A 24,733-nucleotide genomic window follows, 5' to 3' on the forward strand; every position below is an offset into this window, starting at 1 on the left:
GCGGGCCGGCGGACCGGCCGGCCCGCCCGACCACCGAGGACGGGAGCCCATGACGCGCCGGATCGCCGTCCTCGACGCGCCGACAAACCTCGGCCTGCGCCCGCCCACGCCCAGCTCCGTGCCGGGCTGCGCGAAGGCGCCGGGCGCCCTGCGCGACCACGGGCTGCTCGCCCGCCTGCGGGCCCGGGACGCCGGCTGCCTGACCCCGCCCCGGTATGACCCGGGCGACTGGCGGCCCGGCGACGGCGTGTGCCACGCCCGGGAGATCTCCGCGTACTCGGTGGCGCTGGCCGACCGGATCGGGGGCATCATCGACCGGGGGGAGTTCCCGCTGGTGCTGGGCGGCGACTGCTCGGTGCTGCTCGGGTCGGCGCTGGCCATGCACCGGCTCGGCGAGGCGGTCGGCGGCAGGATCGGGCTGGTCTTCGTCGACGGCCACTCCGACTTCCGGCACCCCGGCAACGCGTCGTACGTCGGCGCCGCCGCCGGTGAGGACCTGGCCCTCGTCACCGGCCGGGGGCAGGCCGACCTCGCCGCCATCGAGGGGCGCCGGCCGTACTTCCGGGACGTCGACGTGGTGGTGCTCGGCATCCGCGCGCAGGACGAGTACCGCCTCGACCTCCAGGCCGCCGGGATCGTCACCCGGCCGGTGCCGGCGCTGCGGGCCGAGGGCGCGGCCCGGACCGCGCAGTGGGCGCACGAGCAGCTGGCCGACTGCGCCGGCTACTGGGTGCACATCGACGTGGACGTGCTCGACCCGGCCGTGATGCCGGCCGTCGACGCGCCCGACCCGGGCGGGATCGCGTTCGCGGAGCTGGAGATCCTGCTCGCCGGCCTGGTGGACACGCCGCACTGCCTGGGCGTCGAGCTGACCGTGTTCGACCCCGACTACGACCCGGACGGCGCGTACGCCGCCGAGATCGTCAACACCGTGGTGGCGGGGCTGACGCCGGTGACCTCGCCCGGGGCCGTGCCGCCCCGGCTGCTGCCCGGCTCGACACCCCCGCCGGCGCCCGCGCCCCGCCGGGGCGCCGGCCGCCCGCCCGTCAGCGCCGCCGGCGGGCTCGACCCGGCGGACCGGCCCGCCCCGGAGCCGCAGTCGTCGGACGACGACAGCCCACGCTCCGCCGCCGGCTTCGCCTGACCGGTACCCGGACCGGGAAGGCCGGCAGGACGCGCGCGTCGATCATGAGGTTGGCGGGGCCTTCGATCTCCAGATCGCCCGCCAACCTCATGATCGACCGGGTCGGGTCAGCGGAGGGCGCGGAGGAAGCGCTCGGCGATCGGTACGGCGGACGCCGTGCTGGACCCGCCCTGCTCCACGAAGACGGCGAACGCCACGTCGCCCTGCCAGCCGACGAACCACGCGTGCGTGTGGGCGGGGTTGTTGTCGTACTCGGCGGTGCCCGTCTTGCCGTACACCGGCTGGCCCGGGACGTCCTTGAGGGCCGTGCCGGTACCGGCCGTCACCACCTCGCGCATCATGGCCCGCACCGCCTCGACCGACTCGGGCTTCAGCTCCGGGCCGGCCGCGGCGGGCTTGGCCGGGGCCGGGTCCAGCAGCAGCTTGGGCTGCGCGAAGCGCCCCCGCGCGACGGCCGCCGTGGCGGACGCCATGGCCAGCGGGCTCACCACGGTGGTGCCCTGGCCGAACGAGGCGGCGGCCTGCTCGGCCGGCGACCCGTTCGCCGAGACCTTGCCGGTGAACGCGTCGATGCCGAGGTCCCACTGGCCCTCCAGGCCGAGCGAGCGGCCGGCGACGGCGAGGCCGTCGGCCCCCAGCTTCGGGGCGAGGGCCGCGAAGGCCGTGTTGCAGGACTTCGCGAAGTCGGTGCGGAACGGCACCGAGCCGAGCGCGAAGTTGTCGGAGTTCTTGAACGACCGGCCGTCCACCGTGAACGTCTTGTCGCACGTCACCGGCGTGTCCGGGGTGACGGCGCCCCGGTCGAGCAGGCCCAGCGCGCTCACCATCTTGAACGTGGAGCCGGGCGGCACCTGGGCGGTGAAGGCGAGGTTCTCCCCGGCCGCCCCCGGACCGTTCGCCGCGGCGAGCACCGCGCCGTCGCTGATGCGGACCGCCACCAGGGCGGAGCGCCGCTTCTCACCGCGCAGCGCGGCGTCGGCCGCGTTCTGGGTGGCGACGTCGAGCGTCGTCTTCAACGGCTGGCCCGGCTGCGGCTCGCTGTGGAACAGCTCCGTGCCGGTCGGGACCAGCGTGCCGTCCTCGCCGGGACGCTCGACGAGCACCGTGAGACCCGGCCGGCCGCGCAGCCGGTCGTCGTAGCGGCCCTGGAGCCCGCCGTGGCCGACGAGGTCGCCGGCCGCGTACTTGTCGGGATGCTCGGCCAGGTCGTCGGCCTGGGCCGGGTCCACCGTGCCCAGCAACGCCCGGGCGAACTCGCGGGTGGGCGCGAGGTCGAGCTTGTCGGCGCGGAACTTGGTGCCGGGCAGGTCGTAGATGCGGGACTTGATCTGCCGGTACGCCTCGTCCCGCAGCGTCACCACCTCGACGAACGCGCCCGGATCGGCCTCGTCGAGACGCTTCGGCAGGTCGGAGAGGTCGACGGCCGGGACGAGCGCCGGACGGATCGCGCGGAAGGCGGCGTCGAGCTGGCGGACGAGGGCCTTGGCGTCGCTCACCTCGCTGGGCTGCACACCGACCCGGACCACGGGACGGGGCGCCACGATCGGCTGACCGGCGCCGTCGAGCACCGCGGCCCGGGGGCCGGTGTCCCGGCGCAGCCCCAGCCGGTCACCGTCGGTGAGCTTCTCGTGCACGACCCGCGGCTCCCACATCACCTGCCACTGGTCGTCGTCGCCGCGGACCAGGGTCACCTGCCGCTCGTATTCCCAGCGGGTGTCACCGGGCAGGGTCCACTCGACCTGGACCGCCGCGGTGGCGGTGTCCGCGGTGACCTTGGCCTCACCCTGACGGCGTAGGGTGGGCGGCGTGTTCGCGAGCTCTCCCGAGAGTTCCTTGAGCTGCTTGGTCACCTCCGACGCCGCGACCTTGGCGCCGGTGGGGTCCACGAACCCCACCTTCTGCAGGTCGCCGGAGTGCCAGCCGGACAGGAAGGCGTCGACGCTCTGTTCGGGGCCGTCCCCGTCCGAGCAGGCCGTGAGCGCGCCGGCGGCGAGGACGGTGACGGCGAGTGCGACGAGCGGACGCCGGGTCCGGCCTCGGGCGGGGTGGCGCGGGTACGACAGGAGCATGAAGCGGATTCCCTCCGTTCTCGGGACGCCCCACCGTAGTACGTCCGCGCCGCCCCCATCGTCCCGGCATGGGTCCCGACGTGCGAAAAGACGGACCCGTGGCGGCGTGATGAACATCGCGCGACGGGGTACTCCCGGGTCGGCCAACCTCGGACCGGCAACGGGCGAAAGGACAGAGTCGCGATCCGGACGTCCGGCCCGTGGTCCGCCGGCAGAGGGGCAGATCGGCAGGGCCTAGGCTGGGCGGCATAGTGACCCACAACGCGGTGGGTCGAGGGGAGTGGCACCGATGGACCGGCGTCCGGCGATCAAACCGGAACCCGACCTCCGGCAGGATGACACCGGCCGGAACGACGACAGCTTCGACTCGGCGACCGACGGGGACGGCTACGGCCGGCTCGACACGGGCGTGACAGGGTTGACCGGGTCGAGCATCGACACCATCTACGATCTCGGTCTGCCGGCGGAGGCGCTGGCCGACGAGTCCGAGGACAGCGAGCTCGATGAGCCCGTGCCCAACGCGGAGCGCCTGGTGGCCCAGGCGGTCGCGCTGGCGGGCGACGACCACGAGGCGGCGGCGCTGGTCAGCCGCTTCTGGCGGTTCGCTCCGGACGAGGAGCTGATCGGTTTCACCGCCGAGGAGATGCTCGCCGCGGCGCGCGCCCACCGGGAGCTCGCGCAGCAGCGGGTGCCCGGCGAGCTGAAGCTGCGCATCCACGAGCCGGACGCCGAGCAGCACCACACGGTCATCGAGATCGTCGTGGACGACATGCCATTCCTGGTCGATTCGGTCACCGCGCTGCTCAACTCGCACCACCTCGACGTCCACCTGCTGGTGCACCCGCTCGTCGTCGTGCGCCGGGAGCCGCTCGGCCGGCTGACCGAGGTGGCCGCCGACGTCGAGCCGGACGACGCGATCGCCGGTGACCTGGTGGAAAGTTGGATGCGGATCGAGATCGATCCGGTCCGCGACGCCGCCGGACGCGACCGGCTCCGCCGGGAACTCCAGCGGGTCCTCACCGACGTGCGCGAGGCCGTGGAGGACTGGCCCAAGATGCGCCAGCGGGCGCTGTCGCTCGCCGACGAGCTCGCCGCGGCCCGGACCAGCGACAACCGGCCGCCGGTCCCGGAGAAGGACATCACCGACTCGGTCGAGCTGCTGCGCTGGCTCGCGCACGACCACTTCACCTTCCTCGGCTACCGCGAGTACCGGCTGGTGGACACGCCGGAGGGCGGTCAGGCCCTGGAGGCGGTGCTCGGCAGCGGGCTGGGCATCCTCCGGCAGGACTCGACGGAGCCCCGGACGCTGTCGTCGATGACGCCCGAGGCGCACGAGAAGGTGCTGGAGAAGCGCCTGCTCATCATCACGAAGGCCAACTCGCGGGCCACCGTGCACCGCTCGGCGTACCTCGACTACATCGGTTTCAAGGTGTTCGACGAGGCCGGCGAGGTCGTCGGCGAGCGCCGCTTCATCGGCCTGTTCTCCACCGCCGCGTACCGCACGAGCGTGCGGGAGCTGCCGGTGGTCCGCCGCAAGGTGGCCGAGGTGCTCGAACGTTCCGGCCTCAGCCAGCGTAGCCACTCCGGCAAGGATCTGCTGCAGATCCTGGAGACCTACCCGCGCGACGAGCTGTTCCAGATCAAGACGGACGACCTCTACCACGCGGTCATCGGCGTCCTGCGCATGGCCGGCCGCCGGCAGCTGCGGGTCTTCCTGCGCAAGGACGCGTACGGGAGGTTCATCTCCTGCCTCATCTACCTGCCGCGGGACCGGTTCACGACGCAGAACCGCCTGCGCATGCAGGACATCCTGCTGCGGGAGCTGAACGGTGTCGGGGTGGACTACACCACCCGGGTCACCGAGTCGATGCTCGCGCGGGTGCACTTCATCGTCCGCACCGACCCGACCAAGCCGCCGAGCGAGATCGACGCCGACCTGCTCGCCGAGGAGCTGGCCGACGCGACCCGACTCTGGGACGACGACTACCGGCTGGTGCTGGAGCGCAAGCTCGGCGACGAGCAGGCCAAGCACCTCTTCGCCCGGTACGCCGACGCGTTCCCCGAGGGCTACAAGGACGGGCACACGCCGTACGAGGCGATGAAGGACCTGGCCAAGCTGGAGCTGCTGGAGGAGCCCGGCCAGCTCGAGATGCACCTGTTCCGCAAGCAGCTCGCCCCGCGGGCGGGCGCGCGCGCCGGCGCGGACGTCGACGAGTCGATGGACGTGCGGTTCAAGGTCTACCGGTACGGCGAGCCGATGATGCTCTCCGCCGTGCTGCCGGTGCTGCACTCGCTCGGCGTCCGGGTGATCGACGAGCACCCGTACGAGGTGGACCGGATCGACGGCCGGATATGGCTTTACGACTTCGGGCTGCAACTGCCCGAGGGCCATCAGGAGCTGGCCGAGGTGCGTCCGCACGTGGAGAACGCGTTCGCGGCCGCGTGGCGGGGCGAGGCCGAGGTCGACCGCTTCAACGAGCTGGTGCTGCGCGCCGGGCTGACCTGGCGTCAGGTGGTCGTGCTCCGGGCGTACGCGAAGTACCTGCGGCAGGCCGGGACGGTCTTCTCGCAGGACTACATGGAGCAGACCTTCATCGCGTACCCGCAGATCGCCGAGCTGCTGGTGCGGCTCTTCGAGGCGCGGTTCGCGCCCGGCCCGATCGAGGCCGAGGAGCGGGAGCGGCACAGCGCCGAACTGGTCGCCGCGATCGGCGAGGCGCTCGACGACGTGGCGAGCCTCGACCAGGACCGGATCCTGCGCGCGTACCTCACGCTCATCCAGGGCACCCTGCGGACGAGCTTCTACCAGCGGCGCGAGGACGGCCGACCCAAGTCGTACGTGGCGTTCAAGCTGGATCCGCAGGCCATCCCGGACCTGCCGGCGCCGCGGCCGAAGTTCGAGATCTTCGTGTACTCGCCGCGCTTCGAGGGTGTGCACCTGCGCTTCGGGCCGGTGGCGCGCGGTGGTCTGCGCTGGTCCGACCGGCGGGAGGACTTCCGCACGGAGGTGCTGGGCCTGGTCAAGGCGCAGATGGTGAAGAACACCGTCATCGTGCCGGTCGGCGCCAAGGGCGGCTTCGTGCTCAAGCAGAAGCCGGGCGACCGCGACGAGGCCGTCATCTGCTACAAGGAGTTCATCTCCGGCCTGCTCGACGTCACCGACAACATCGTCGGGGGCCGGATCGTGCCGCCGCAGGACGTGGTCCGGCACGACGGCGACGACCCGTACATGGTGGTCGCGGCGGACAAGGGCACGGCCACCTTCTCCGACATCGCCAACGAGATCTCGGCGGCGCACAACTTCTGGCTCGGCGACGCGTTCGCCTCCGGCGGGTCGGCGGGCTACGACCACAAGAAGATGGGCATCACGGCCCGGGGCGCCTGGGAGTCGGTCAAGCGGCACTTCCGGGAGCTGGGCCACGACACCCAGACCCAGGACTTCACCGTGGTCGGCGTCGGCGACATGAGCGGCGACGTCTTCGGCAACGGGATGCTGCTGTCGCAGCACATCCGGCTGGTGGCCGCGTTCGACCACCGGCACATCTTCCTCGACCCGGATCCGGACGCCGGCATCTCGTACGCCGAGCGGAAGCGGCTGTTCGAGCTGCCGCGCTCGTCGTGGGAGGACTACAACCCGGAGCTGATCTCCGAGGGCGGCGGGGTGTATTCGCGTACGGCCAAGTCGGTGCCGATCTCGCCGCAGGTGCGGGCGCGGCTCGGCCTGGAGGACGACGTGACCCAGATGTCTCCCCAGGAGCTGATGCGGGCGATCCTCACGGCGCCGGTGGACCTGCTCTGGAACGGCGGCATCGGCACGTACGTCAAGGCGTCCAGCCAGACCAACGCGGAGGTGGGCGACAAGTCCAACGACGCGATCCGGGTGGACGGCAGGAACCTGCGCTGCCGGGTGGTCGGCGAGGGCGGCAACCTGGGCTTCACCCAGCTCGGCCGGATCGAGTACGCGCTGACCGGCGGGCGGATCTACACCGACTTCATCGACAACGCGGCCGGTGTGGACACGTCCGACCACGAGGTGAACATCAAGATCCTGCTCAACACCGCGGTCGCCGACGGGGAGCTGACCACGGAGCAGCGGGACGAGCTGCTCGCCGAGATGACCGACGAGGTCGCCACGCTGGTGCTGCGCGACAACTACGACCAGGCCCGGGCGATCAACAACGCCCAGGCGCAGGCGGCCTCGCTCCTTCCCGTGCACCGGCGCATGATCAACGAGCTGGAGCGCTCCGGTGCGCTGGACCGGTCGCTCGAGGCGCTGCCGCCGGACGAGGAGCTGGCGGTCCGGTCCGAGACCGGCCTCACCGCGCCGGAGTTCGCGGTGCTGCTCGCGTACGTCAAGATCGTGCTGGAGCGGGACATCCTCGCCGACGGCCTGGCGGACGAGGAGTGGACGACCGACGTCCTGGTCAACTACTTCCCGACGCCGATGCGGGAGCGGTTCGCCGACCGGATGTCCCGGCACCGGCTGCGCCGCGAGATCGTCACCACGGTGCTGGTGAACGAGGCGATCAACCGGGGCGGCATCTCGTTCGTCTTCCGGGTCATGGAGGAGACGGCCGCATCGCCGGCGGACGTGATCCGGGCGTACGTGGTGGTCCGCGACGTGTTCGGGCTGCGGGAGCTGTGGGACGCGGTCGAGGCGCTGGACAACAAGGTCTCGCCCGAGCTGCAGACGACCGTCTACCTGGACACCCGCCGGCTGCTCGACCGGGCGGTGCGGTGGCTGGTGACCAACCGCCGCTCGCCGATCGACGTGCCGGGGGAGATCGCCCGGTTGCGGGACGGGGTGGCCCGGCTCCTGCCGGAGCTGGAGAACCTCTTCTACGGCAGCGAGCGGGAGGCCATCCGGGCCCACATCGACTCGATGACCGAGCGGGGCCTCCCGCGCGAGCTGGCCGAGCAGGCGACCCGGTTGATGTACAGCTTCGGCCTGCTCGACGTGGTGGAGACCGCGGCGAGCCGGGGTCGGGACGTCGGCGAGGTGGCTCCGGTCTACTTCGTGCTGTCCGACCTGTTCCGGGTGGACGCGCTGCTGTCGAAGATCTCCCTGCTGCCGCGGGAGGACCGGTGGCAGACCCTCGCCCGGATGGCGCTGCGCTACGACCTGTACGCCGCGCTGGCCGCGCTCACCGCGGAGGTGCTCGACTCCACGCCGGACAGCCTGCCCCCGCAGGAGCGGGTGCAGCAGTGGGAGCAGTCGAACGCCATCTCCGTCCACCGCACCCGCCGGGCGATGGGGGAGTTCGACGAGTCCCGGGCGGACCTCGCCGCCCTGTCGGTGCTGCTGCGCCAGATCCGCACGCTGGTGCGGACCTCGGCCGCGGCCTAACGCCGCCGGACGCGGTCCGGCCGGTCGGGACAACCCGACCGGCCGGACCGCGCCGTCGTGTCAGCCGACCAGGCTGGCGAAGACGATCACGTTGTTCAGATAGCTGCGGGCGGTCTCGTCGAACTGGCCGCCGCAGGTCACCACGCGCAGGCCGGGCCGGTCGTTCGGCCCGTACACCCGCTCGGTGGGGAACGCGTCCTTCGGGTACGACTCGACCGAGTCGATCCGGAAGGTGACCGACCGGCCGTCGTCCCGCTTCACCGTGACCGTGTCGCCGGCCTGCAGGGCGCCGAGGTCGAAGAAGACCGCGGGCCCCATCTTGGCCGAGTCGACGTGGCCGACGATGACGGCGTTGCCGACCTCGCCGGGGGCCGGGCCGGGCTCGTACCAGCCGGCGAGCTGCGCCTGGTCGAGCGGCGGCACCTGGACGGTGCCGTCCGGGTTGGTGCCCAGCTTCATGATCTGCGCGTCCACCCCGATCCGGGGGATCGTGATGGTGGTGGGCGTGGCGCGGGGGAGGCCGGTCGGGGCCGGCTGCCCCTCGCCGGGCTGGTCCGCCTCGCTCGGCCGGCCGGACTCGGGGGCGGCCTGGGCCAGCGGCTGGGGCGGGCGGGGTGCGGGGGTGGTCTTGAACGCGGCGCCGACCATGCCGGCGCCGGCCAGGGCGAGGAGGGCGACGACGGCGGTGCCGGCGGCGCGCCACGGTCTCCCGTGACGGCCGCCGGCCCGTGTCGCCGTCGCGTCAGGCGACGAACTCATCGGTCCGCCGGCGACGCAGCAGGACGATCCCGCCCAGGGCGGCGGCGCCCAGCAGGCTGGCGCCACCCGCGGCGAGGTTCATGTCCGCACCGGCGCCGACGCCACCGTCACCGCCGTCGACCCCGCCGCGCGGCGTGACGACCAGCTCGCCCTCGCCGCAGGAGCCCTTGAGCTCGTAGCGGCCCGGCTTGGCGTGCTCGTCGACCTTCGCCTCGCCGTAGTAGACGAAGTCCCGCTTGTGCTCCCACTTGTCCTCGCCCTTGCCGTGGTCGCGGGAGTCCTCGCCGTTCCAGCCGCCGTCGCGGCCCTTGTCCTCCCACGAGCCGCGCTCCTCCGAGCCGTACTCCTCGTGGTCCTTCTTGTCGCCGTGGTCACCGCGGCCCTCGGCGTCCTGGCCGTGCTCGTAGCCGTTCCAGTCCTTGCCCTTGTCCTCGTCCTTGCCCTCGTCGGCCGCGTCGGCCGCGGCGCCGCCACCCTGGCCGTCGGGCTGCGCCTCGTCGGCCGGCGGCTGCGGCTTCGCCGTCTCGCCGTTGTCGCCCTTGTCCTCGTGGTCGCGGCCCTTGTCGTCCTTGCCGTGCTCGTCCTTGCCGTGCTCGTCCTTGCCCTTGTCGTCCTTGCCGTGCTCGTCCTTGCCCTCGTGGTCGCGGCCCTTGTCGTCCTTGCCGTGCTCGTCCTTGTCGTCGCGGCCGTAGGAGTCCTCGTCGCGCCAGTCGCCCCGGTCCTCGCCGTCCTTGACCGGCTTCAGGTCGACCTTGCCGGTGACCTTCGACCAGACGTACGCGTGCTTCTGCGGCTCGCTGCAGATCTCGAGGAGCTTGACCTCCTCGCCGGCCTTCACCACGTGCGGCTTGGCGAGGACCTTGCCGTCGCGGTCCTTCCCGTCGTGGTGACCGTCCGCGAACGCGACCCCCGGCGCGAACACCAGGAGGGACGCCCCACCGAGGGCGGCGCCCGCGACGACCTTCCCGAGCATCTTCTTAGCCATGACCTGCGTCACTCCATCCCTTTGTCCTGGACTCGGTGCCCCCGAGCTAGGGCTGACGTTAGACCGTTTCATGACTTATGAAGGAGAAGATTCGCGTTTATACGTGTATTGGTTGTACGACCGTTCGGAGGTGGTAAGTACCGTCGCGGACGGCCAGCCCTGTTGCGGGTCGGTCAGGGGGTTCCGGACCTGCGGTGCCGCGCTTCCGGCAGCGGCCCGGACGGTCCCGACCGTCCGGGTTCGACCCGCGCGGGGTCGCTGTCCCGCCCGGGTGCGGTGTCCCGCCCGGGCCGCGCATCGGCCGGGGGTCCCGCCTCGCCGGGAGCGGTCAAGGCATCGAGGGATTGCCATGGAAGCGCTCCCATGCAAGAATCGCTCCACGCGGTCGCGGAGCCACACCGCCAGGCAGGAGCCGTAGGGCACCCGGTCCACCGGGACGGTCTCCGGCCGCCGAAGCGACCGGCCGGGTCACGCCGGTCGCGCACCACCACCGCCCGTCCGGGTCGGGCACTCCCGAGCAATCCCGTCGGCGCCGGCGGCCGTCCCACCGCGACGTCCACCGGCCCCCCTCGCCGGGCCGTCCGCGGGCCCGGTCTCGCCCAAGGAGTTCAGTGGCAATGAACGTCTGGAGAAGACTGTCCGCCCCACGCCGGGCCCTCGCGCTCGCCGGCGCGGGCGTCCTGGTCGCCGGCGGGCTGGTGACCCTACCGGTCACCGTGGCGCACGCCGCGACCCGCTGCGACGTGACCTACTCGACCAACGACTGGCCGGGTGGCTTCACCGCCAACATCACCATCCACAACCTCGGCGATCCGATCAACGGCTGGACGCTCGGCTGGACCTTCCCGAACTCCAGCCAGCGGGTGCAGCAGGGGTGGTCGGCCGAGTTCTCCCAGTCCGGGAGCCAGGTGACGGCCCGCAACCTGTCGTACAACGGCAGCCTCGCCACCGGCGCGTCCACGAGCATCGGCTTCAACGGCGCCTGGAGCGGGAGCAACCCGAAGCCCACCTCGTTCACCCTCAACGGGGTGACGTGCGACGGCGGCACCACCCCGCCCACCACGCCTCCGCCCACCACGCCGCCCCCGACCGACCCGCCGGACGGCCGGGTCGACAACCCGTACCAGGGGGTGCGGGGCTACGTGAACCCGGAGTGGAAGGCGAAGGCGGACGCCGAGCCGGGCGGCAGCCGCGTCTCCAACAACCCCACCGCGGTCTGGCTGGACCGCATCGCCGCCATCGAGGGCACGCCGGACAGCAGCTCGAACGGCGCCATGGGCCTCCGCGACCACCTCGACGAGGCGCTGCGCCAGGGCGCCGGCTACATCCAGTTCGTGATCTACAACCTGCCCGGCCGGGACTGCGCGGCGCTGGCGTCGAACGGCGAGCTGGGCCCGGACGAACTGCCCCGGTACAAGGCCGAGTACATCGACCCGATCGCCGCGATCCAGGGCGACCCGAAGTACGCGAGCCTGCGGATCATCAACATCATCGAGATCGACTCGCTGCCCAACCTGGTCACCAACACCTCCGGCCAGCCCGGCGGCACCGCCATGTGCGACACCGTGAAGGCCAACGGCGCGTACGTCAACGGCGTCGGCTACGCCCTCGCGAAGCTGGGCGCGATCGGCAACGTCTACAACTACATCGACGCCGCCCACCACGGCTGGATCGGCTGGGACAGCAACTTCGGCCCGACGGCCGACATGCTGAAGACCGCCGCCACGGCCTCCGGCAGCACCGTGCGGAACGTGCACGGCTTCATCGTCAACACGGCCAACTACTCGGCGCTGCGCGAGCCGTACGTCAAGGTCACCGACACGGTGAACGGCCAGACGGTGCGGCAGTCCAAGTGGATCGACTGGAACCAGTACGTGGACGAGCTGTCGTTCGCCCAGGCGTTCCGGCAGAAGCTGGTATCGGTGGGCTTCGACGCGGGCATCGGCATGCTGATCGACACCTCCCGCAACGGGTGGGGCGGCTCCGCCCGGCCCGCCGGCCCCGGCCCGACGACCAGCGTCGACGCGTACGTCAACGGCGGCCGGATCGACCGCCGGATCCACGCCGGCAACTGGTGCAACCAGGCCGGTGCGGGTCTCGGTGAGCGGCCGCGGGCCAACCCCGAGCCGGGCATCGACGCGTACGTCTGGGTGAAGCCCCCGGGCGAGTCGGACGGCTCCAGCGAGTACATCCCCAACGACGAGGGCAAGGGGTTCGACCGGATGTGCGACCCGACGTACGGGGGCAACGCGCGCAACGGCAACAACCCGACGGGCGCCCTCCCGAACGCGCCGATCTCCGGCGCCTGGTTCTCCGCCCAGTTCCAGGAGCTGATGCGGAACGCCTACCCGCCGCTGTGAGTGTGCTGCCCGCCGGCCGCCGCGGGTAGGTGAGGCAGCGGCGGCCGGCCTCCCGGGTCCCTGGCCCGACCGTCCCCCGGTCGGGTCAGGGACCTCCTCGCGTGTGCCGGTGTCAGGGCACCGTCCGCTCCACGGCGGCCTGCCCCAGCTCGTCGAGGTCCCGGCGGGCCCGTTCGATGTTCTCCGGCGTGAGGTCCTGACCCCGGGCCATCACCAGGTCCTCCGGCTCCCAGGGCTGCTCGGCCCCGGTGCGGATGTTGTCCCCGCCGGCACCCGTGCCGGTCCCGGTGGCCCCGGTGCCGGCCGCGTACGGGTCGCCGAGAAGGTCCTCGGTCGGCGGGCCCGAGGCGCCGCCCTCGCCCGGCTGGGCGAACGCCGGGTTGTCCCGGTCCGCGCCGCCGCCGGTGCGGAGCTGCGGGACGGTGCTGTCGTCGTCCACCGCCGCGGCCATCTCCGGGCTCTCCTCCAGCGGCGGTTGGCGGTCGCGATCGCTCATGCTGCTGCCCTCCTGTCCCGAGGCGCGTTCCTCCCGTCGCGTACCCCGTGCGCGCGACGTCATGCCCGGACCGGCGCCGGCGAGGCCGGGCGCGGTGCGGCGGCGTGCCCGGGCCGTCCTCCGGGCGCCCGGCCGACGGCGGGGGCGTGGCGGGCCGAGTGAACGCCCGTCGGGTCAGCCGATCTTTGAGGAGCCGGGTCCGCTGTCCTCGGGCGGCCCGATCACGCCCCGCTCCTCGGGCTCGGCGGGCGGCTCCGCGGGCCGGAGCCACTGCCAGAGCAGCATCAGCAGGCCGAACGCGAGCATCGCGAGCCCGGACCAGAGGTTGATCCGCACGCCCTCGGCCTTGTCGATCTCGGCCTGGCTGTCGAAGACGCCCATCAGGGTCACGATGATCCCGTAGGCGACGAAGAGGGCGCCGATCACCCGGCGGATGTCGAACAGGCGTGCGGCGGCCGAACGCCGCTGTTCGGCCTCGGCCGCCGTGACGAGCGGATCGCGGGCCGGCTCACTGCGGTTGTCCATCTCGCGCGCACCTTTCCTAGAAGACCGGGATGTAGAGGACGACGGCCAGGGCGAGGGCGATCACGCCGAGCAGCACGGGGAGCGGTACCAGGCGGTGTCCCCGGCCAGCACGTCGGCCTTCAGGTCGATGCCGCCGGTGCCGTAGACCAGCCCGCGCAGGTCCTCGTCGCGCTTCGGCGCGGTCAGCGGCGTGAGGATCACGGCGACGACGGCCACCGTCACGAAGGCGATGCCGGCGCCCCAGAAGCTCTCCTCCAGGTCCGAGTTGAAGTGGATCACGCCGCCCTTGTAGAGCAGGTACGTGAGCAGCGCCGCCAGGGTGCCGAGCAGCAGGGACCAGAAGCCGGCCAGTGCGGTCATCCGCTTCCAGAACATGCCGATGATGAACGTGGCGAACAGCGGGGCGTTGAACAGCGAGAAGAGCGCCTGGATGTAGTTCATGATGTTGCTGAAACCGGCGGCGATGAAGGCGGTGCCGATCCCGATGACCACGGCCGCCACCGTCGCGTACCGGCCGATCCGCAGGTAGTAGTCGTCCGGGCGACCACGGCGGACGTACGCCTGCCAGATGTCGTACGTGAACACCGTGTTGAAACCGCTCACGTTTGCCGCCATGCCGGCCATGAACGAGGCGAGCAGGCCGGTGACCGCCACGCCCAGCACGCCGTTGGGCAGCAGGTCTCGCATGAGCAGCGGGATCGCGTTGTTGTACTGCAGGTCGCCGCTCGGGGCGCCGAGCCCCTGCACGGTCACGAGGGCCACCAGGCCGGGATGACGGTCACCGCGGGGATCACCAGCTTCGGGTACGCGGCGATGATCGGCGTACGCCGGGCCGCGCTCATGTTCTTCGCCGAGAGGGCGCGCTGGACCTCGGCGAAGTTGGTCGTCCAGTAGCCGAACGACAGCACGAAGCCGAGGCCGAAGACGATGCCGATCCAGTGCGCCCCGAGCGGGTTGGCCGTGCTGCCCGTGTCCTGCCAGGCGTGCAGTCCCGCCTCGCCGAGCTTCGACTCGCGGACCGCGTCCATCAGGCCGGAGACGCCGCCGACCTTCACGAGGCCGATCACGGTGACCGGGATCAGGCCGGCGAGGATCACGAAGAACTGGAGCACCTCGTTGTAGATCGCGCCGGAGAGCCCGCCGATGGTGATGTAGACCAGCACGATGGCGGCGCCCACGACGATGGCCACCCAGAGCGGCCAGCCGAGCAGCGCCTGCATGACCAGTGCCAGCGCGTAGAGGTTCACCCCGGCGATCAGCACCTGCGCCACGGCGAAGCTGATGGCGTTCAGCAGGTGGGTCGGCCGGTTGAAGCGCAGCCGCAGGTACTCGGGGACGCTGCGGACCTTGGAGCCGTAGTAGAAGGGCATCATCACGATGCCGAGGAAGACCATCGCCGGCACGGCGCCGATCCAGTAGTAGTGGACCGTCATGACGCCGTACTGGGCGCCGTTGGCGGCCATGCCGATGATCTCCAGCGCCCCCAGGTTCGCCGAGACGAAGGCGAGGCCGGTGACCCAGGCCGGCAGCGACCGGCCGGAGAGGAAGAAGTCGACGCTCGTGCGGATCGCCCGCCGCGCCGCGAAGCCGACGCCGAGAACGGTGACGAAGTAGAGCCCCAGCAGCGCGTAGTCCAGGGCGTTCATGTTGAGCCGTAGTCCGCCGCCGTCCATCCCCGTCACCTTTCGTCCCGTCCGTCGCGTCCGTGGTGCGCGCGGCCTATTACCCCGATCGCGAAAATCCACGCCTGCCGCGGCGCGGCGCGGCACGCGGGCGGACACACGGGGGCGCCCCGGCCGTCCGGCCGGGGCGCCCCCGCGACGGTCAGCGGCCGAGCACCCGGTCCAGGAAGTCCCGGTACCGGCGTACGGCCATGCGCAGCTCCTCGGTGTCTGCCGAGCCCGCCTCCTGCCAGCCGCCGAGGGTGTCCTTCTGTGCGGCCAGCGCCGCGGAGAGCGCCTCGATGGCCTCCTCGACCAGCGCCTCGGCCTCGCCGGCCGCCGCGCGCGGGTCGTCCACGAACCGCAGCTGGACGTCCCGCCAGCGGTCGCGGAAGGTCTGCGCGGTCCGCGCGTCGAAGAGGCTGGCCGGTTCGGCCGCCACGGTCGAGCCGGCTGGCCGGGCCGTTCCCGCCGACGCCAGGGAACCGGGTGCGCCCGCGGCGGCCGCCACGGCCCCGACGCCCCCGCCGGCGGCCGGGTCCGCGTCGGGGTCGACCATCCGGGGCGCCGGGCTGCCGTACGGGGCGGCGTCGGGGTCGGCGGCATCGGGCCGCCGTCCCGGGTCGCCGTCGACGGCGGGTGGCACGACACGGGCCCGGGGCGGTTCCTCCGTCCGGACCCGGCCGGGCTCGGCGGCCGCCGCGGTGACCGGGCCGCCGCGACGGTGCAGTTCGGCCGTCGGGTCGGCCCGCAGGCCCTCGCGCTCGCCCTCTTCCGCGCCGTCTCCCGGGCGGGCCGTCCGCTCCTCGCGGGCGTCCACCTCGTCCTCGGGACGCGGGCTGGCCAGGGCGGACGCGGCCACGGCGCCGGCCACGGTGGGGGCGCCGAGCGCGGTCGGCACCGGTGCGGGGTCGTGGAAGCCCCCCTCGTCGGCGTCCCGCCGCGCGGTCCGCGTCACCCGGGTGTCGTCGTCGGTCGCGCCGTCGCCGCCGGCCCGCGGGGACCGGTCGTCGTCGCCGGTCCGGCGGCTCCGGTCGTCGCCGGCCACGGACGGGTCGTCGAAGGTGCCCCGGTCGTCGAGGGCGTCCTCGGGCACCTCGGTCCGCCCGCCGGCGGACGGCACGGGTACCGGGGCCGACCGGACGGCCTCGGGGTGGTCGTTGCTCACCTGCTGCTCCTCGTGGCGCATCGCGGTGCCCTCCTCAGCGGTTCGTGGCGTCCTGGGACTGCTCGGGCCGTCCCCGTTCCGGGTGCCGCCCGTCGGGCTGCCGCTCCGGGCCGGGCTGCTCCGGCACCCGCGGCCGTACCGGCTCCTCGCCGAGCAGGTCGGCGAAGAGGGCCCGGTAGTGGACGACCGCCTGACGCAGGTCCTCCGTGCTGGCCTCACCCCGGCTGTTGCGCAGGTGGATCTCGTGAGCGTCCCGGTAGTGGGACAGCGTGCGGGCGTGCTCGACGGAGAGATGGGCGATCTGGTCGGAGAAGTCACCCGTGGGGTAGCCCCGCTCGGCGATCAGGCGGGTGACCAGCTCGTCCGCGTCGCCGACGGTCTCGGCCGGTGCGTCGATGAAGCGCGCCTGGAGTTCCTCCCAGGCGGCGGCGTACCGGGCCCGGGACTCGGGGTCGAGCGGCGTGAGCCGCAGCTCCGCGTGCCGCCGTTCCCGTTCCCGCAGCTCCCGCTCGGCGGCGGCGCGGCTGTTCCGCTCGGCGACCACCCGGTCGTACTCGGGGCCGAACCGGTCGCGCAGCGACCGGCGGCGGGCGAGGGTCAGGCCGGCGGCGACCAGCGCCGCGACCACCAGCACGACGACGACGATGACGACTATCTGCGTGGGTGACATGGCTCCTCCTTCGTCACCCGGTATTCCCTCCGTTCCCTGATCGGCAATCCCGATTCGCGGCACTTTCCTGGGTCGTCGCCCCGCAGGCCACCGTGCGCCCGGCGTCCGTCCCCGCCCGTCGCGGCGTCCGTCCCCGCGCGTCCCGGGGTCGTCGGCGGGCCGGTCCACGCGCCTGCCCAACCAGCCGCACCCGGCTCAGCTGACGCGCTGGCACCAGCACCCACTGGCGCATCGCGGTCAACGTCCGATCGACCGGCGCCGGGGACCCGTCGGGCCGGACCGCCGGGCGGCCGTGCGGCCCGCGCCTCCACATCGGAGCGTCGCGGTGGTCACAACGGCCGGTAGTGCTTCGGCCCCGGATTACGTATCCTGCCCAAGGCGCCCGTGCCGGTGCCCGGCGCCGGACGCCGGGAGCTGCCCGGTGGGAGCGCTGCCCGGCCGTCGCCGGCGCCCCTCCTGCCACACCTTCCGGGCGAGGTCCGATGAGAACGCGCGACTGGCCGATCCGCTCGAAGCTGACGGCGCTGGTCGTCGTGCCGGTGACCGCGTTGCTGGCGCTCTGGATCTTCGCGACCACGCTCACCTTCGGGCCGGCCCTCGACCTGCTCGCCGCCCGTACCCTCCTCTACGACCTGGGCCGCCCCGGCGAGGCGGTCGTCGCCGAACTGCAGCGGGAGCGGCGGCTCACCGTGGTGCAGCTGGCCGGCACCGAGTCGCTGCCGGCACTCGCCGCGCAGCGCCGGCGGACGGACCAGGCGATCGGCGAACTGCGCGCCCGCGTCGCGGGCGACGAGCTGCGGGACGCCGCCGACGCCTCGCTCGAAGCGCGCATCGACCAGCTGGTCACCGCCCTGGAGGCGCTTCCCGCCGGCCGGGGCTTCATCGACGAGCGGAAGCTCGACCGGGCGGGCGCCCTCGGCCTCTACAACGGGATGATCGGCTCGGCGTTCCAGGCGTTCTCCGCCATGGCGGTGCTGCCGGACCCGGACCTCGACCGGCAGGCCCGGGCGCTGACCGCCCTCGGCCGGTCCCGGGAACTGCTCGGGCAGGCCGACGCGCTGCTGGCCGCCGCCGTGACCGACGGCCGGTTCGCCCCGGGGGAGCACACCCGCTTCGTGCAGATCATCGGCAACCAGCGCTTCCTCGTCGAGGACGCGGTCGCCGACCTGCCCCCGGCGGAGCGGGCGGCGTACCAGCGGCTCACCGAGCAGTCGGCCTTCACCCGGCTGCGGAGCATGCAGGACACCATCATCGCCGCCGGCGCCACGGACGCGCCGTCGGTCGATCCGGCGGCGTGGCAGGCCGGCTACGACGAGGTCCAGCGGCAGCTGCGCGAGTTCGAGCTGGACGCGGCGGACGGCCTCGCCGACCGGTCGGTGCCCACGGCCGTACGCATCCTCGTCCGGCTCGCCGCCGCCGGTCTGCTCGGCCTGGTCGCCGTCGTGGTGTCGGTGCTGGTCGCGGTGCGCGTGGGTCGGACGCTGGCCCGCCGGCTCAGCGGCGTACGGACCGCCGCCCTGGAACTCGCCGAGCAGCGGCTTCCCGACGTGGTGGCGCGGCTGCGCCGCGGGGAGCAGGTGGACGTCGCCCGCGAGGCGCCCCCGCTGGAGTACGGCGACGACGAGATCGGCCAGGTGGGGCGGGCGTTCAACGAGGTGCAGCGCACGGCCGTCCGGGCGGCCGTGGACGAGGTCACCCTGCGCCGCGGGCTCAACGAGGTCTTCCTGAACATCGCCCGCCGCAGCCAGGGGCTCGTGCACCGGCAGCTCGCCCTGCTCGACCGGATGGAGCGCGGCGCCGAGGACCCGGACGAGCTGGCGGAGCTGTTCCAGGTGGACCACCTGGCCACCCGCCTCCGCCGGCACGCCGAGGACCTCGTCATCCTCGCCGGCGCCGCACCCGGCCGGGGCTGGCGCAACCCGGTGGCGATGGTCGACCTGGTCCGCGGGGCGATCTCCGAGGTCGAGGCGTACGACCGGGTGGACATCGCGGCCGTGCAGCCGGCCGGCGTCCTCGGGCGGGCCGTCGGTGACGTGATCCACCTGCTCGCCGAACTCATCGAGAACGCCACCGCGTTCTCGCCGCCGTCCACCCGGGTCACGGTGTCGGGGGAGCGGGTTCCCGACGGGTACGCCCTGGAGGTCACCGACCACGGCCTGGGCATGTCCGACGCCGCCCTGGCCGACGCCAACCGGCGGCTGTCCCAGCCGCCCGAGTTCGACCCCGCGGAGAGCGCCCGGCTCGGCCTCTTCGTGGTGGCCCGGTTGGCGGCCCGGCACGCCGTGCGGGTGAACCTGCGCCGCTCCGGCACGGGCGGCGTCACCGCCGTGGTGCTCGTCCCCACCGACCTGATCACCGAGGAGCCGGCCCCGGGCGTGGGGGACGTCGTGGGCCGCGAGCCGGGACGGCCGGAACGGCGGCTGGCCGCCGCGCGCCGCCGCACGGTGCCCCGGCCCCGCGCGGGCCGCCGGGCCGGTGCGCCGACCCTGCCCGACCGCCCCGCGCCGGTGGACGTCCCGCCGGCCGGCGGCGCGGCCACGGCCACCACCCCGCAGCCGGCGCCGCCTGCCGGCGCGGAGCCTTCCGACGCCGAGCTCGGCGGCCTGCCCCGCCGGGTGCGCCGCCGCCCGCCGTCGGGCCGCCCCCGGCCGGCGGCCACCGACACGCCGAGCCCCCGCCCACCGGAGGAGGTGCGCCGGGTGATGTCGGCGCTGCAGGCGGGCACCGCCCGGGGCCGCGCCGCCGCCGCCGAGGCGGCCCGCCCGACCGCTTCCGCCGGCCACGACCCGGTCCCGCCGTCCGACGCCCCGACGGCTGGCGACCAACCGACCGATACTGAGAGGGACGCCTAGTGCGGCAATCGACGAAGCAGAGCGCCGATCTCGACTGGTTGCTCGACGAGCTGGTGCAACGGGTACCGGCCGCCCGCGAGGCGGTGGTGCTGTCGGCGGACGGGCTGCTGCTCGGCGCCTCCGCCGACCTCGACCGGTCCGACGCCGAGCACCTGTGCGCCCTGGCCGCCGGCTTCGCCAGCCTGGCCCGGGGCGCGAGCCGGCACGTCGACGGCGGGCCGGTGCGGCAGACCGTGGTGGAGATGGAACAGGCGTACCTCTTCGTCACCGCCGCCGGCTCCGGCGCCTGCCTCGCCGTGGTGAGCGACGCCGACGCGGACATCGGGCTGGTGGCGTACGAGATGGCCATGCTGGTCACCCGGGTGGGCGAGTACCTCACGGCGCCCGCCCGGTCGGCGGCGGGTGCCGTCGATGCTGGCTGACCCGTCCCCCGGGCCGCACGAGTGGCTGGACGCCGACGCCGGCCCGGTCGTCCGCCCGTACACCCTCACCGGCGGCCGGGTCCGGCCCGCCGGCGACGCGTTCGACCTCGTGGCGTTCGTGCTGGCCGGGCGGGACGTCGACGCCGCCGACCCGTGGCTGGCGCCGGAGCACCGGCGTCTGGTCGAACTGGCGCACCGGCCCGTCCCGGTGGCCGAACTGGCGGCCGAGCTGGACCTCGCGGTCGGCGTGGTCCGGGTGCTGCTCGGCGACCTCCTCGCGCGCGGTCTGGTCGCGGTGCACGAGCCCCCGGCCGTGGCCGCGCGTCCCCACGACGACATCCTCAAGGCGGTGGTCAGTGGACTCCGTGCGCTCTGACGGGGCGGGCACCGGCGCCCGGCTCCCGCTGGCCCTGAAGATCCTCGTCGCCGGCGGCTTCGGCGCGGGCAAGACGACGCTGGTGAGCGCGTTGAGCGAGGTCCGGCCGTTGCAGACCGAGGAGGTCCTGACCGGCGCCGGCGTCGGCACCGACGACCTCTCCGGCGTGGAGACGAAGTCCACCACCACGGTCGCCATGGACTTCGGGCGGATCACCATCAACGACGACCTCCAGCTCTACCTCTTCGGCACCCCGGGCCAGGACCGCTTCTGGTTCCTCTGGGACGAGCTGGCCTTCGGCGCGCTCGGGGCGGTGGTGCTCGCCGACACCCGCCGCCTGGCCGACTGCTTCCCGTCGATCGACTACTTCGAGCAGCGGGGGATCCCGTTCGTGGTGGGGGTCAACTGCTTCGACGGCGCCCGCCGGTTCGACCTGGAGACCGTCCGCCGGGCGCTGGACCTCGACCCCGACGTGCCGCTCGTGCTCTGCGACGCGCGCGACCGGCAGTCGGGCAAGCAGGTGCTGATCTCCCTGGTCGAGCACGTGGCCCGGCAGCGGGGTGAGCCGGTGCCGGCGGCCTGAGCCCGCCGGCCGTCCGGCCGTCGGCCGTGCCCCGTCCGCCGCCGGCCGGGCGGCCGGGAAAATCGGGGGCGGCGCGGTTCACCGGGGCCGCGGCGCGGGAAGCCTCTGGTTGGATCGGACCGGAGGGACCGGCGCGGGAAGGACGGGACACGTGAACGGTCGGGGCGAGATCGTCCACATCGGGTGCTACACGGCGGAGAGCGACGGGCGCGGCACGGGCATCATGGCCGTCCGGCGCGATCCGGACTCGGGGGCGTTGACGCCGCTGGGCACCGTGGCGCCCACCGCCTCGCCGTCGTTCCTCGCCCGGCACCCGGAGGCGCCCGTGCTCTACGCGGTGAACGAGCTTCCCGACGGCCAGGTCAGCGCCTGGCGGGTGGACGCCGACGGCGGCCTGACCCTGCTGGGGAGCCGGGCCACGGGCGGCGGCGAGCCCTGCCACCTGGCCGTGCTGCCCGGGGGTGGGCACCTCGTCGCCGCGAACTACGGCGGCGGGAGCGTGGCGGTCTTCCCCCTCGACCCGCGGGGTGTGCCGGGCGAGCGCAGCGACCTGGTGGTGCACGAGGGGCACGGCCCGGACCCGCAGCGCCAGGAGCGGGCGCACACGCACATGGTCTCGCCGGACCCGGCCGGCGGGCCGCTGCTCGCGGTCGACCTCGGCACCGACTCGGTCTACCGGTACGACGTGGACGCCCCCACCGGCCGGCTGGTGCCGCGCGGGCCGCGGATCCGTACGGCCGCCGGCACGGGCCCCCGGCACCTGACCCGCCATCCCGACGGCCGGCGCTGCTATCTCGTGGGCGAGCTGGACGGGACGGTGACCGCGTACGACCTCGGCGACGACGGGTCGCTGCACGAGCGGGGCCGGTTCGACGCGAGCGGGCGGTCCGGGCACATCCAGCCCTCGGAGGTCGCCGTACGCCCGGACGGGGCGTTCCTCTACGTCGCCAACCGGGGAGTCGGCACCATCACCGTGTTCGACCTGCGGGGCGAGCGGCCGGAACGGGTCGGCGAGGTGGCGGCCGGCGGGGACTGGCCCCGGCACTTCGCGCTGATCGGCGACCACCTCTACGTGGCCGACGAGCGGGCCGACGTGGTCACCGTCTTCCGGGTGGACGCCGACAGCGGGATGCCCACCCCGGCCGGCGAGCCGCTGGCGGTGCCGAGCCCGACGTGTGTGCTGCCCTGACCGCGCCCGGGCCGGTGCGACAGGGGCCGTCACGACGACACGGCGAGGCCGGATCGTCACTCTCCGTCGCTCATTGTAGATCAACTGTTTCTGCTCCGTAACTTTCGTCCGAACGGACGTGGCAGTCCGGTGACGGGGTACGCAAGATGGTCTGCGTGTCTGCAGGCCGCCACCGCATGCGTTCAAAGATTCCCGGAGCAGCCGTCGCCGCATCGGCGCTGGCGCTCGTCGTCGTCGCGGCGGGCTCCTGGTTTGGTTACCGAGAGTTAGTGCAGCCCTCCTGCTCCGGGCAGATCCAGCTCACGGTGGCGGTCGCCTCCGAACTCGCCCCGGCCGTCGACGACGCCGCCACGCAGTGGGTCGAGGACGGCGCCGCCGTCGGTGGCACCTGCATCGCCGTCAACGTCACCGCCTCCGACCCGGTCGAGGTGGCCGCCGTGGTCGCGGCCAAGCACGGCGCCGTCCTCGCCGGTGTGGGCCAGGCCCCCGGCACCGCCGTGGCGCCCGACGTCTGGATCCCGGACTCGTCGACCTGGCTGCTGCGCCTCAAGAAGGACGCCACCGCGTTCGCGCCCACCAACGGGGCCTCGATCGCGCGCAGCCCCGTCGTGGTCGCGATGCCCGAGCCGATCGCCACCCGGCTCGGCTGGCCGAACGCGAAGCTGGGCTGGAACGACCTGCTCAACCAGGTCAACAGCAGCAAGCCGCTGCGGACCGGCATCGTGGAGCCGACCCGTGACGCGGCCGGCCTCTCCGGCCTGCTGTCGCTGGCCACGGCCGCCGGCGGCGACCAGCAGCGCCAGATCGGCGCGCTGCGGGCGCTGGCGACCGGCCGGTCCGCCCTCCGCAACGACCTGCTGGCCCGGTTCCCGACCTCGAAGGACCCGACGGCGATCGCGAGCGGGCTCGGCGCGGCGGCGCTCTCCGAAGAGGACGTCATCGAGTACAACAGCAAGCAGCCGCCGGTGCCGCTGGCCGCGCTCTACCTGGACCCGGCGCCGGCTCCGCTCGACTACCCGTTCGCCGTGCTGCCCGGCATCGACCCCGACAAGGCCGCGGCGGCCCGGGTGCTCTACGAGCTGCTCACCACCTCCAGCTTCCGGGACCGGCTGGCCGCCCAGGCGCTGCGGGCGCCCGACGGCAACTGGGGCAAGGGGTTCGCCGCGCCGCAGGGCGCGCCGAGCCCGGCCGGCGGGCCGCCGACCGCGCCGAGCACCGGCGGGACGGCGGCCGGTGGATTGGACGCCGACTCCATCGACCGGGTCGTGTCCAGCTGGTCGATCGCCACCCAGACCGGACGCATGCTCGCCGTCATCGACGTCTCCGGCTCGATGAAGGCGGAGGTGCCGAGCGCCAACAACCGCAGCCGGGAGGAGGTCACCGTGGAGGCGGCCCGGCGCGGGCTCGGCCTCTTCGACGACTCCTGGTCGATCGGGCTCTGGACCTTCTCCACCAACCTCGTCGGCAACCGCGACTACCGGCAACTGGTCGACATCGGCCCGCTGTCGAGCAACCGCGGCAAGCTGGAGTCGGCGCTGAGCACGATCCGCCCGTCCAGTGGCGACACCGGCCTCTACGACACCATGCTGGCGGCGTACGAGGAGGTCCAGGAGGACTGGCAGGCCGGGCGGGTCAACTCGGTGGTGCTCTTCACCGACGGCAAGAACGAGGACGCCGACGGCATCTCGCAGGCGACGCTGCTCGCCGAACTCAAGAAGCGCGCCGACCCCGAGCGGCCCGTGCAGGTCATCCTCATCGGTATCGGTGACGAGGTCAGCAAGGCGGAGCTGGAGTCGATCACCAAGGTGACCGGTGGCGGCGCCTTCGTCGCCAAGAACCCGACCGAGATCAGCGGCATCTTCCTGAGGGCCATCGCCCTGCGCCCGCCGGCGCCGCGCTGACCGGAGCGCTTCGTCCGATCCCGGTGCGGAAGGGTCCCCTCACGGGCCCTTCCGCACCGGCGTCTTGAGTCCTTCCGCACGGACGCCTCGGGCCCTCCCGCACCGACTTCGCCGGCCCTCCCCGCCGGCGCGTGCCTTCCGCTCGGCCCCGGCGGCCGGCAAAGTGACGGCAATACGTCGGAAGCAATCGCTTGCCACGCTTGGCGGGGCAGGATGTCGTCGGTGC

The 24,733-nt window shown here is 73.5% G+C and carries 15 protein-coding genes and 2 pseudogenes; 9 read left to right on the plus strand and 8 right to left on the minus strand.

The genetic code is table 11. The annotated features are described in order from the left end of the window. Positions 1–49: 49 nt before the first annotated feature. Positions 50–1,096, plus strand: a pseudogene (locus D7I43_RS22165) (arginase family protein); the annotation flags it as partial. Positions 1,097–1,251: 155 nt separating this feature from the next. Here the strand turns inward: D7I43_RS22165 and D7I43_RS22170 are convergent. Then, positions 1,252–3,213, minus strand: a complete 1,962-nt coding sequence (locus D7I43_RS22170) for a penicillin-binding transpeptidase domain-containing protein (protein ID WP_120330484.1) — start codon at positions 3,211–3,213, stop codon at positions 1,252–1,254. 289 nt (positions 3,214–3,502) lie between these two features. On the opposite strand from D7I43_RS22170, the gene D7I43_RS22175 reads away from it, so the two are divergent. Further along, the gene (locus D7I43_RS22175; protein WP_120330485.1) at positions 3,503–8,560 is read left to right on the plus strand and encodes an NAD-glutamate dehydrogenase; all 5,058 of its coding nucleotides are present in this window, start codon (positions 3,503–3,505) and stop codon (positions 8,558–8,560) included. Between the two features lie 60 nt (positions 8,561–8,620). Here D7I43_RS22175 and D7I43_RS22180 read toward each other — a convergent pair whose 3' ends face one another. Together D7I43_RS22180 and D7I43_RS22185 are read right to left on the minus strand one after the other, a co-directional pair. After that, the gene (locus tag D7I43_RS22180) at positions 8,621–9,319 is read right to left on the minus strand and encodes a class F sortase (RefSeq protein WP_120330486.1); all 699 of its coding nucleotides are present in this window, start codon (positions 9,317–9,319) and stop codon (positions 8,621–8,623) included. Then, positions 9,303–10,304: a hypothetical protein gene (locus tag D7I43_RS22185; protein ID WP_147427278.1), complete on the minus strand. Its 1,002-nt coding sequence runs from the start codon at positions 10,302–10,304 to the stop codon at positions 9,303–9,305. Before D7I43_RS22185 ends, D7I43_RS22180 begins: the two co-directional genes overlap by 17 nt. 617 nt (positions 10,305–10,921) lie before the next feature. Here D7I43_RS22185 and D7I43_RS22190 point away from each other — a divergent pair. After that, positions 10,922–12,664, plus strand: a complete 1,743-nt coding sequence (locus D7I43_RS22190) for a glycoside hydrolase family 6 protein (protein ID WP_120330488.1) — start codon at positions 10,922–10,924, stop codon at positions 12,662–12,664. Between the two features lie 112 nt (positions 12,665–12,776). On the opposite strand, the gene D7I43_RS22195 is transcribed toward D7I43_RS22190, so the two are convergent. The 5 genes and pseudogenes from D7I43_RS22195 to D7I43_RS22215 form a co-directional block, all read right to left on the minus strand. Next, positions 12,777–13,160 (minus strand): hypothetical protein, encoded by a 384-nt coding sequence (locus D7I43_RS22195; protein ID WP_120330489.1) that lies wholly within the window; start codon positions 13,158–13,160, stop codon positions 12,777–12,779. 174 nt (positions 13,161–13,334) lie between these two features. Continuing rightward, positions 13,335–13,685: a hypothetical protein gene (locus D7I43_RS22200; RefSeq protein WP_120330490.1), complete on the minus strand. Its 351-nt coding sequence runs from the start codon at positions 13,683–13,685 to the stop codon at positions 13,335–13,337. Positions 13,686–13,701: 16 nt separating this feature from the next. Further along, positions 13,702–15,358: pseudogene (locus D7I43_RS34280) on the minus strand (sodium:solute symporter family protein). Between the two features lie 151 nt (positions 15,359–15,509). Further along, positions 15,510–16,535 carry a hypothetical protein gene (locus D7I43_RS34425; RefSeq protein ID WP_120330491.1) on the minus strand — a complete coding sequence of 342 codons (1,026 nt, stop codon included), beginning with the start codon at positions 16,533–16,535 and terminating at the stop codon, positions 15,510–15,512. A 13-nt stretch (positions 16,536–16,548) separates the two neighbouring features. After that, positions 16,549–17,184, minus strand: coding sequence for a hypothetical protein (locus tag D7I43_RS22215; protein WP_240033095.1), 636 nt, complete (start codon positions 17,182–17,184; stop codon positions 16,549–16,551). A gap of 482 nt (positions 17,185–17,666) precedes the next feature. Here D7I43_RS22215 and D7I43_RS22220 point away from each other — a divergent pair, with 482 nt between their 5' ends. The 6 genes from D7I43_RS22220 (at position 17,667) to D7I43_RS22245 (ending at position 24,507) form a co-directional block, all read left to right on the plus strand. After that, positions 17,667–20,036 (plus strand): sensor histidine kinase, encoded by a 2,370-nt coding sequence (locus D7I43_RS22220; protein ID WP_120330492.1) that lies wholly within the window; start codon positions 17,667–17,669, stop codon positions 20,034–20,036. Continuing rightward, a complete protein-coding gene (locus D7I43_RS22225) occupies positions 20,036–20,458 on the plus strand; it encodes a roadblock/LC7 domain-containing protein (RefSeq protein WP_120330493.1) in 423 nt (140 codons plus the stop codon). The genes D7I43_RS22220 and D7I43_RS22225 overlap by 1 nt, the downstream gene beginning before the upstream one ends. After that, positions 20,448–20,834 (plus strand): DUF742 domain-containing protein, encoded by a 387-nt coding sequence (locus D7I43_RS22230; protein ID WP_120330568.1) that lies wholly within the window; start codon positions 20,448–20,450, stop codon positions 20,832–20,834. Before D7I43_RS22225 ends, D7I43_RS22230 begins: the two co-directional genes overlap by 11 nt. Then, positions 20,815–21,417, plus strand: coding sequence for a GTP-binding protein (locus D7I43_RS22235; protein WP_120330494.1), 603 nt, complete (start codon positions 20,815–20,817; stop codon positions 21,415–21,417). Before D7I43_RS22230 ends, D7I43_RS22235 begins: the two co-directional genes overlap by 20 nt. Before the next feature lie 151 nt (positions 21,418–21,568). Continuing rightward, entirely contained in the window at positions 21,569–22,606 is a 1,038-nt protein-coding gene (locus D7I43_RS22240; RefSeq protein ID WP_120330495.1) for a lactonase family protein, read from the plus strand. A 155-nt stretch (positions 22,607–22,761) separates the two neighbouring features. Next, a complete protein-coding gene (locus D7I43_RS22245; RefSeq protein WP_120330569.1) occupies positions 22,762–24,507 on the plus strand; it encodes a substrate-binding domain-containing protein in 1,746 nt (581 codons plus the stop codon). Positions 24,508–24,733: the final 226 nt, after the last annotated feature.

The organism is Micromonospora globbae, assembly GCF_003610785.1.
GTDB classification, from domain to species: Bacteria; Actinomycetota; Actinomycetes; order Mycobacteriales; family Micromonosporaceae; genus Micromonospora; species Micromonospora globbae.

Excerpts from the sequence above, each read along its gene's own strand:
- D7I43_RS22215 (WP_240033095.1), bottom strand. The coding sequence starts at position 17,184 with ATGTCACCCACGCAGATAGTCGTCATCGTCGTCGTCGTGCTGGTGGTC.
- D7I43_RS22230 (WP_120330568.1), top strand. The coding sequence starts at position 20,448 with ATGCTGGCTGACCCGTCCCCCGGGCCGCACGAGTGGCTGGACGCCGAC.
- D7I43_RS22170 (WP_120330484.1), bottom strand. The coding sequence starts at position 3,213 with ATGCTCCTGTCGTACCCGCGCCACCCCGCCCGAGGCCGGACCCGGCGT.
- D7I43_RS22175 (WP_120330485.1), top strand. The coding sequence starts at position 3,503 with ATGGACCGGCGTCCGGCGATCAAACCGGAACCCGACCTCCGGCAGGAT.
- D7I43_RS22220 (WP_120330492.1), top strand. The coding sequence starts at position 17,667 with ATGAGAACGCGCGACTGGCCGATCCGCTCGAAGCTGACGGCGCTGGTC.
- D7I43_RS22200 (WP_120330490.1), bottom strand. The coding sequence starts at position 13,685 with ATGGACAACCGCAGTGAGCCGGCCCGCGATCCGCTCGTCACGGCGGCC.
- D7I43_RS22180 (WP_120330486.1), bottom strand. The coding sequence starts at position 9,319 with ATGAGTTCGTCGCCTGACGCGACGGCGACACGGGCCGGCGGCCGTCAC.
- D7I43_RS22185 (WP_147427278.1), bottom strand. The coding sequence starts at position 10,304 with ATGGCTAAGAAGATGCTCGGGAAGGTCGTCGCGGGCGCCGCCCTCGGT.
- D7I43_RS34425 (WP_120330491.1), bottom strand. The coding sequence starts at position 16,535 with ATGCGCCACGAGGAGCAGCAGGTGAGCAACGACCACCCCGAGGCCGTC.
- D7I43_RS22195 (WP_120330489.1), bottom strand. The coding sequence starts at position 13,160 with ATGAGCGATCGCGACCGCCAACCGCCGCTGGAGGAGAGCCCGGAGATG.
- D7I43_RS22190 (WP_120330488.1), top strand. The coding sequence starts at position 10,922 with ATGAACGTCTGGAGAAGACTGTCCGCCCCACGCCGGGCCCTCGCGCTC.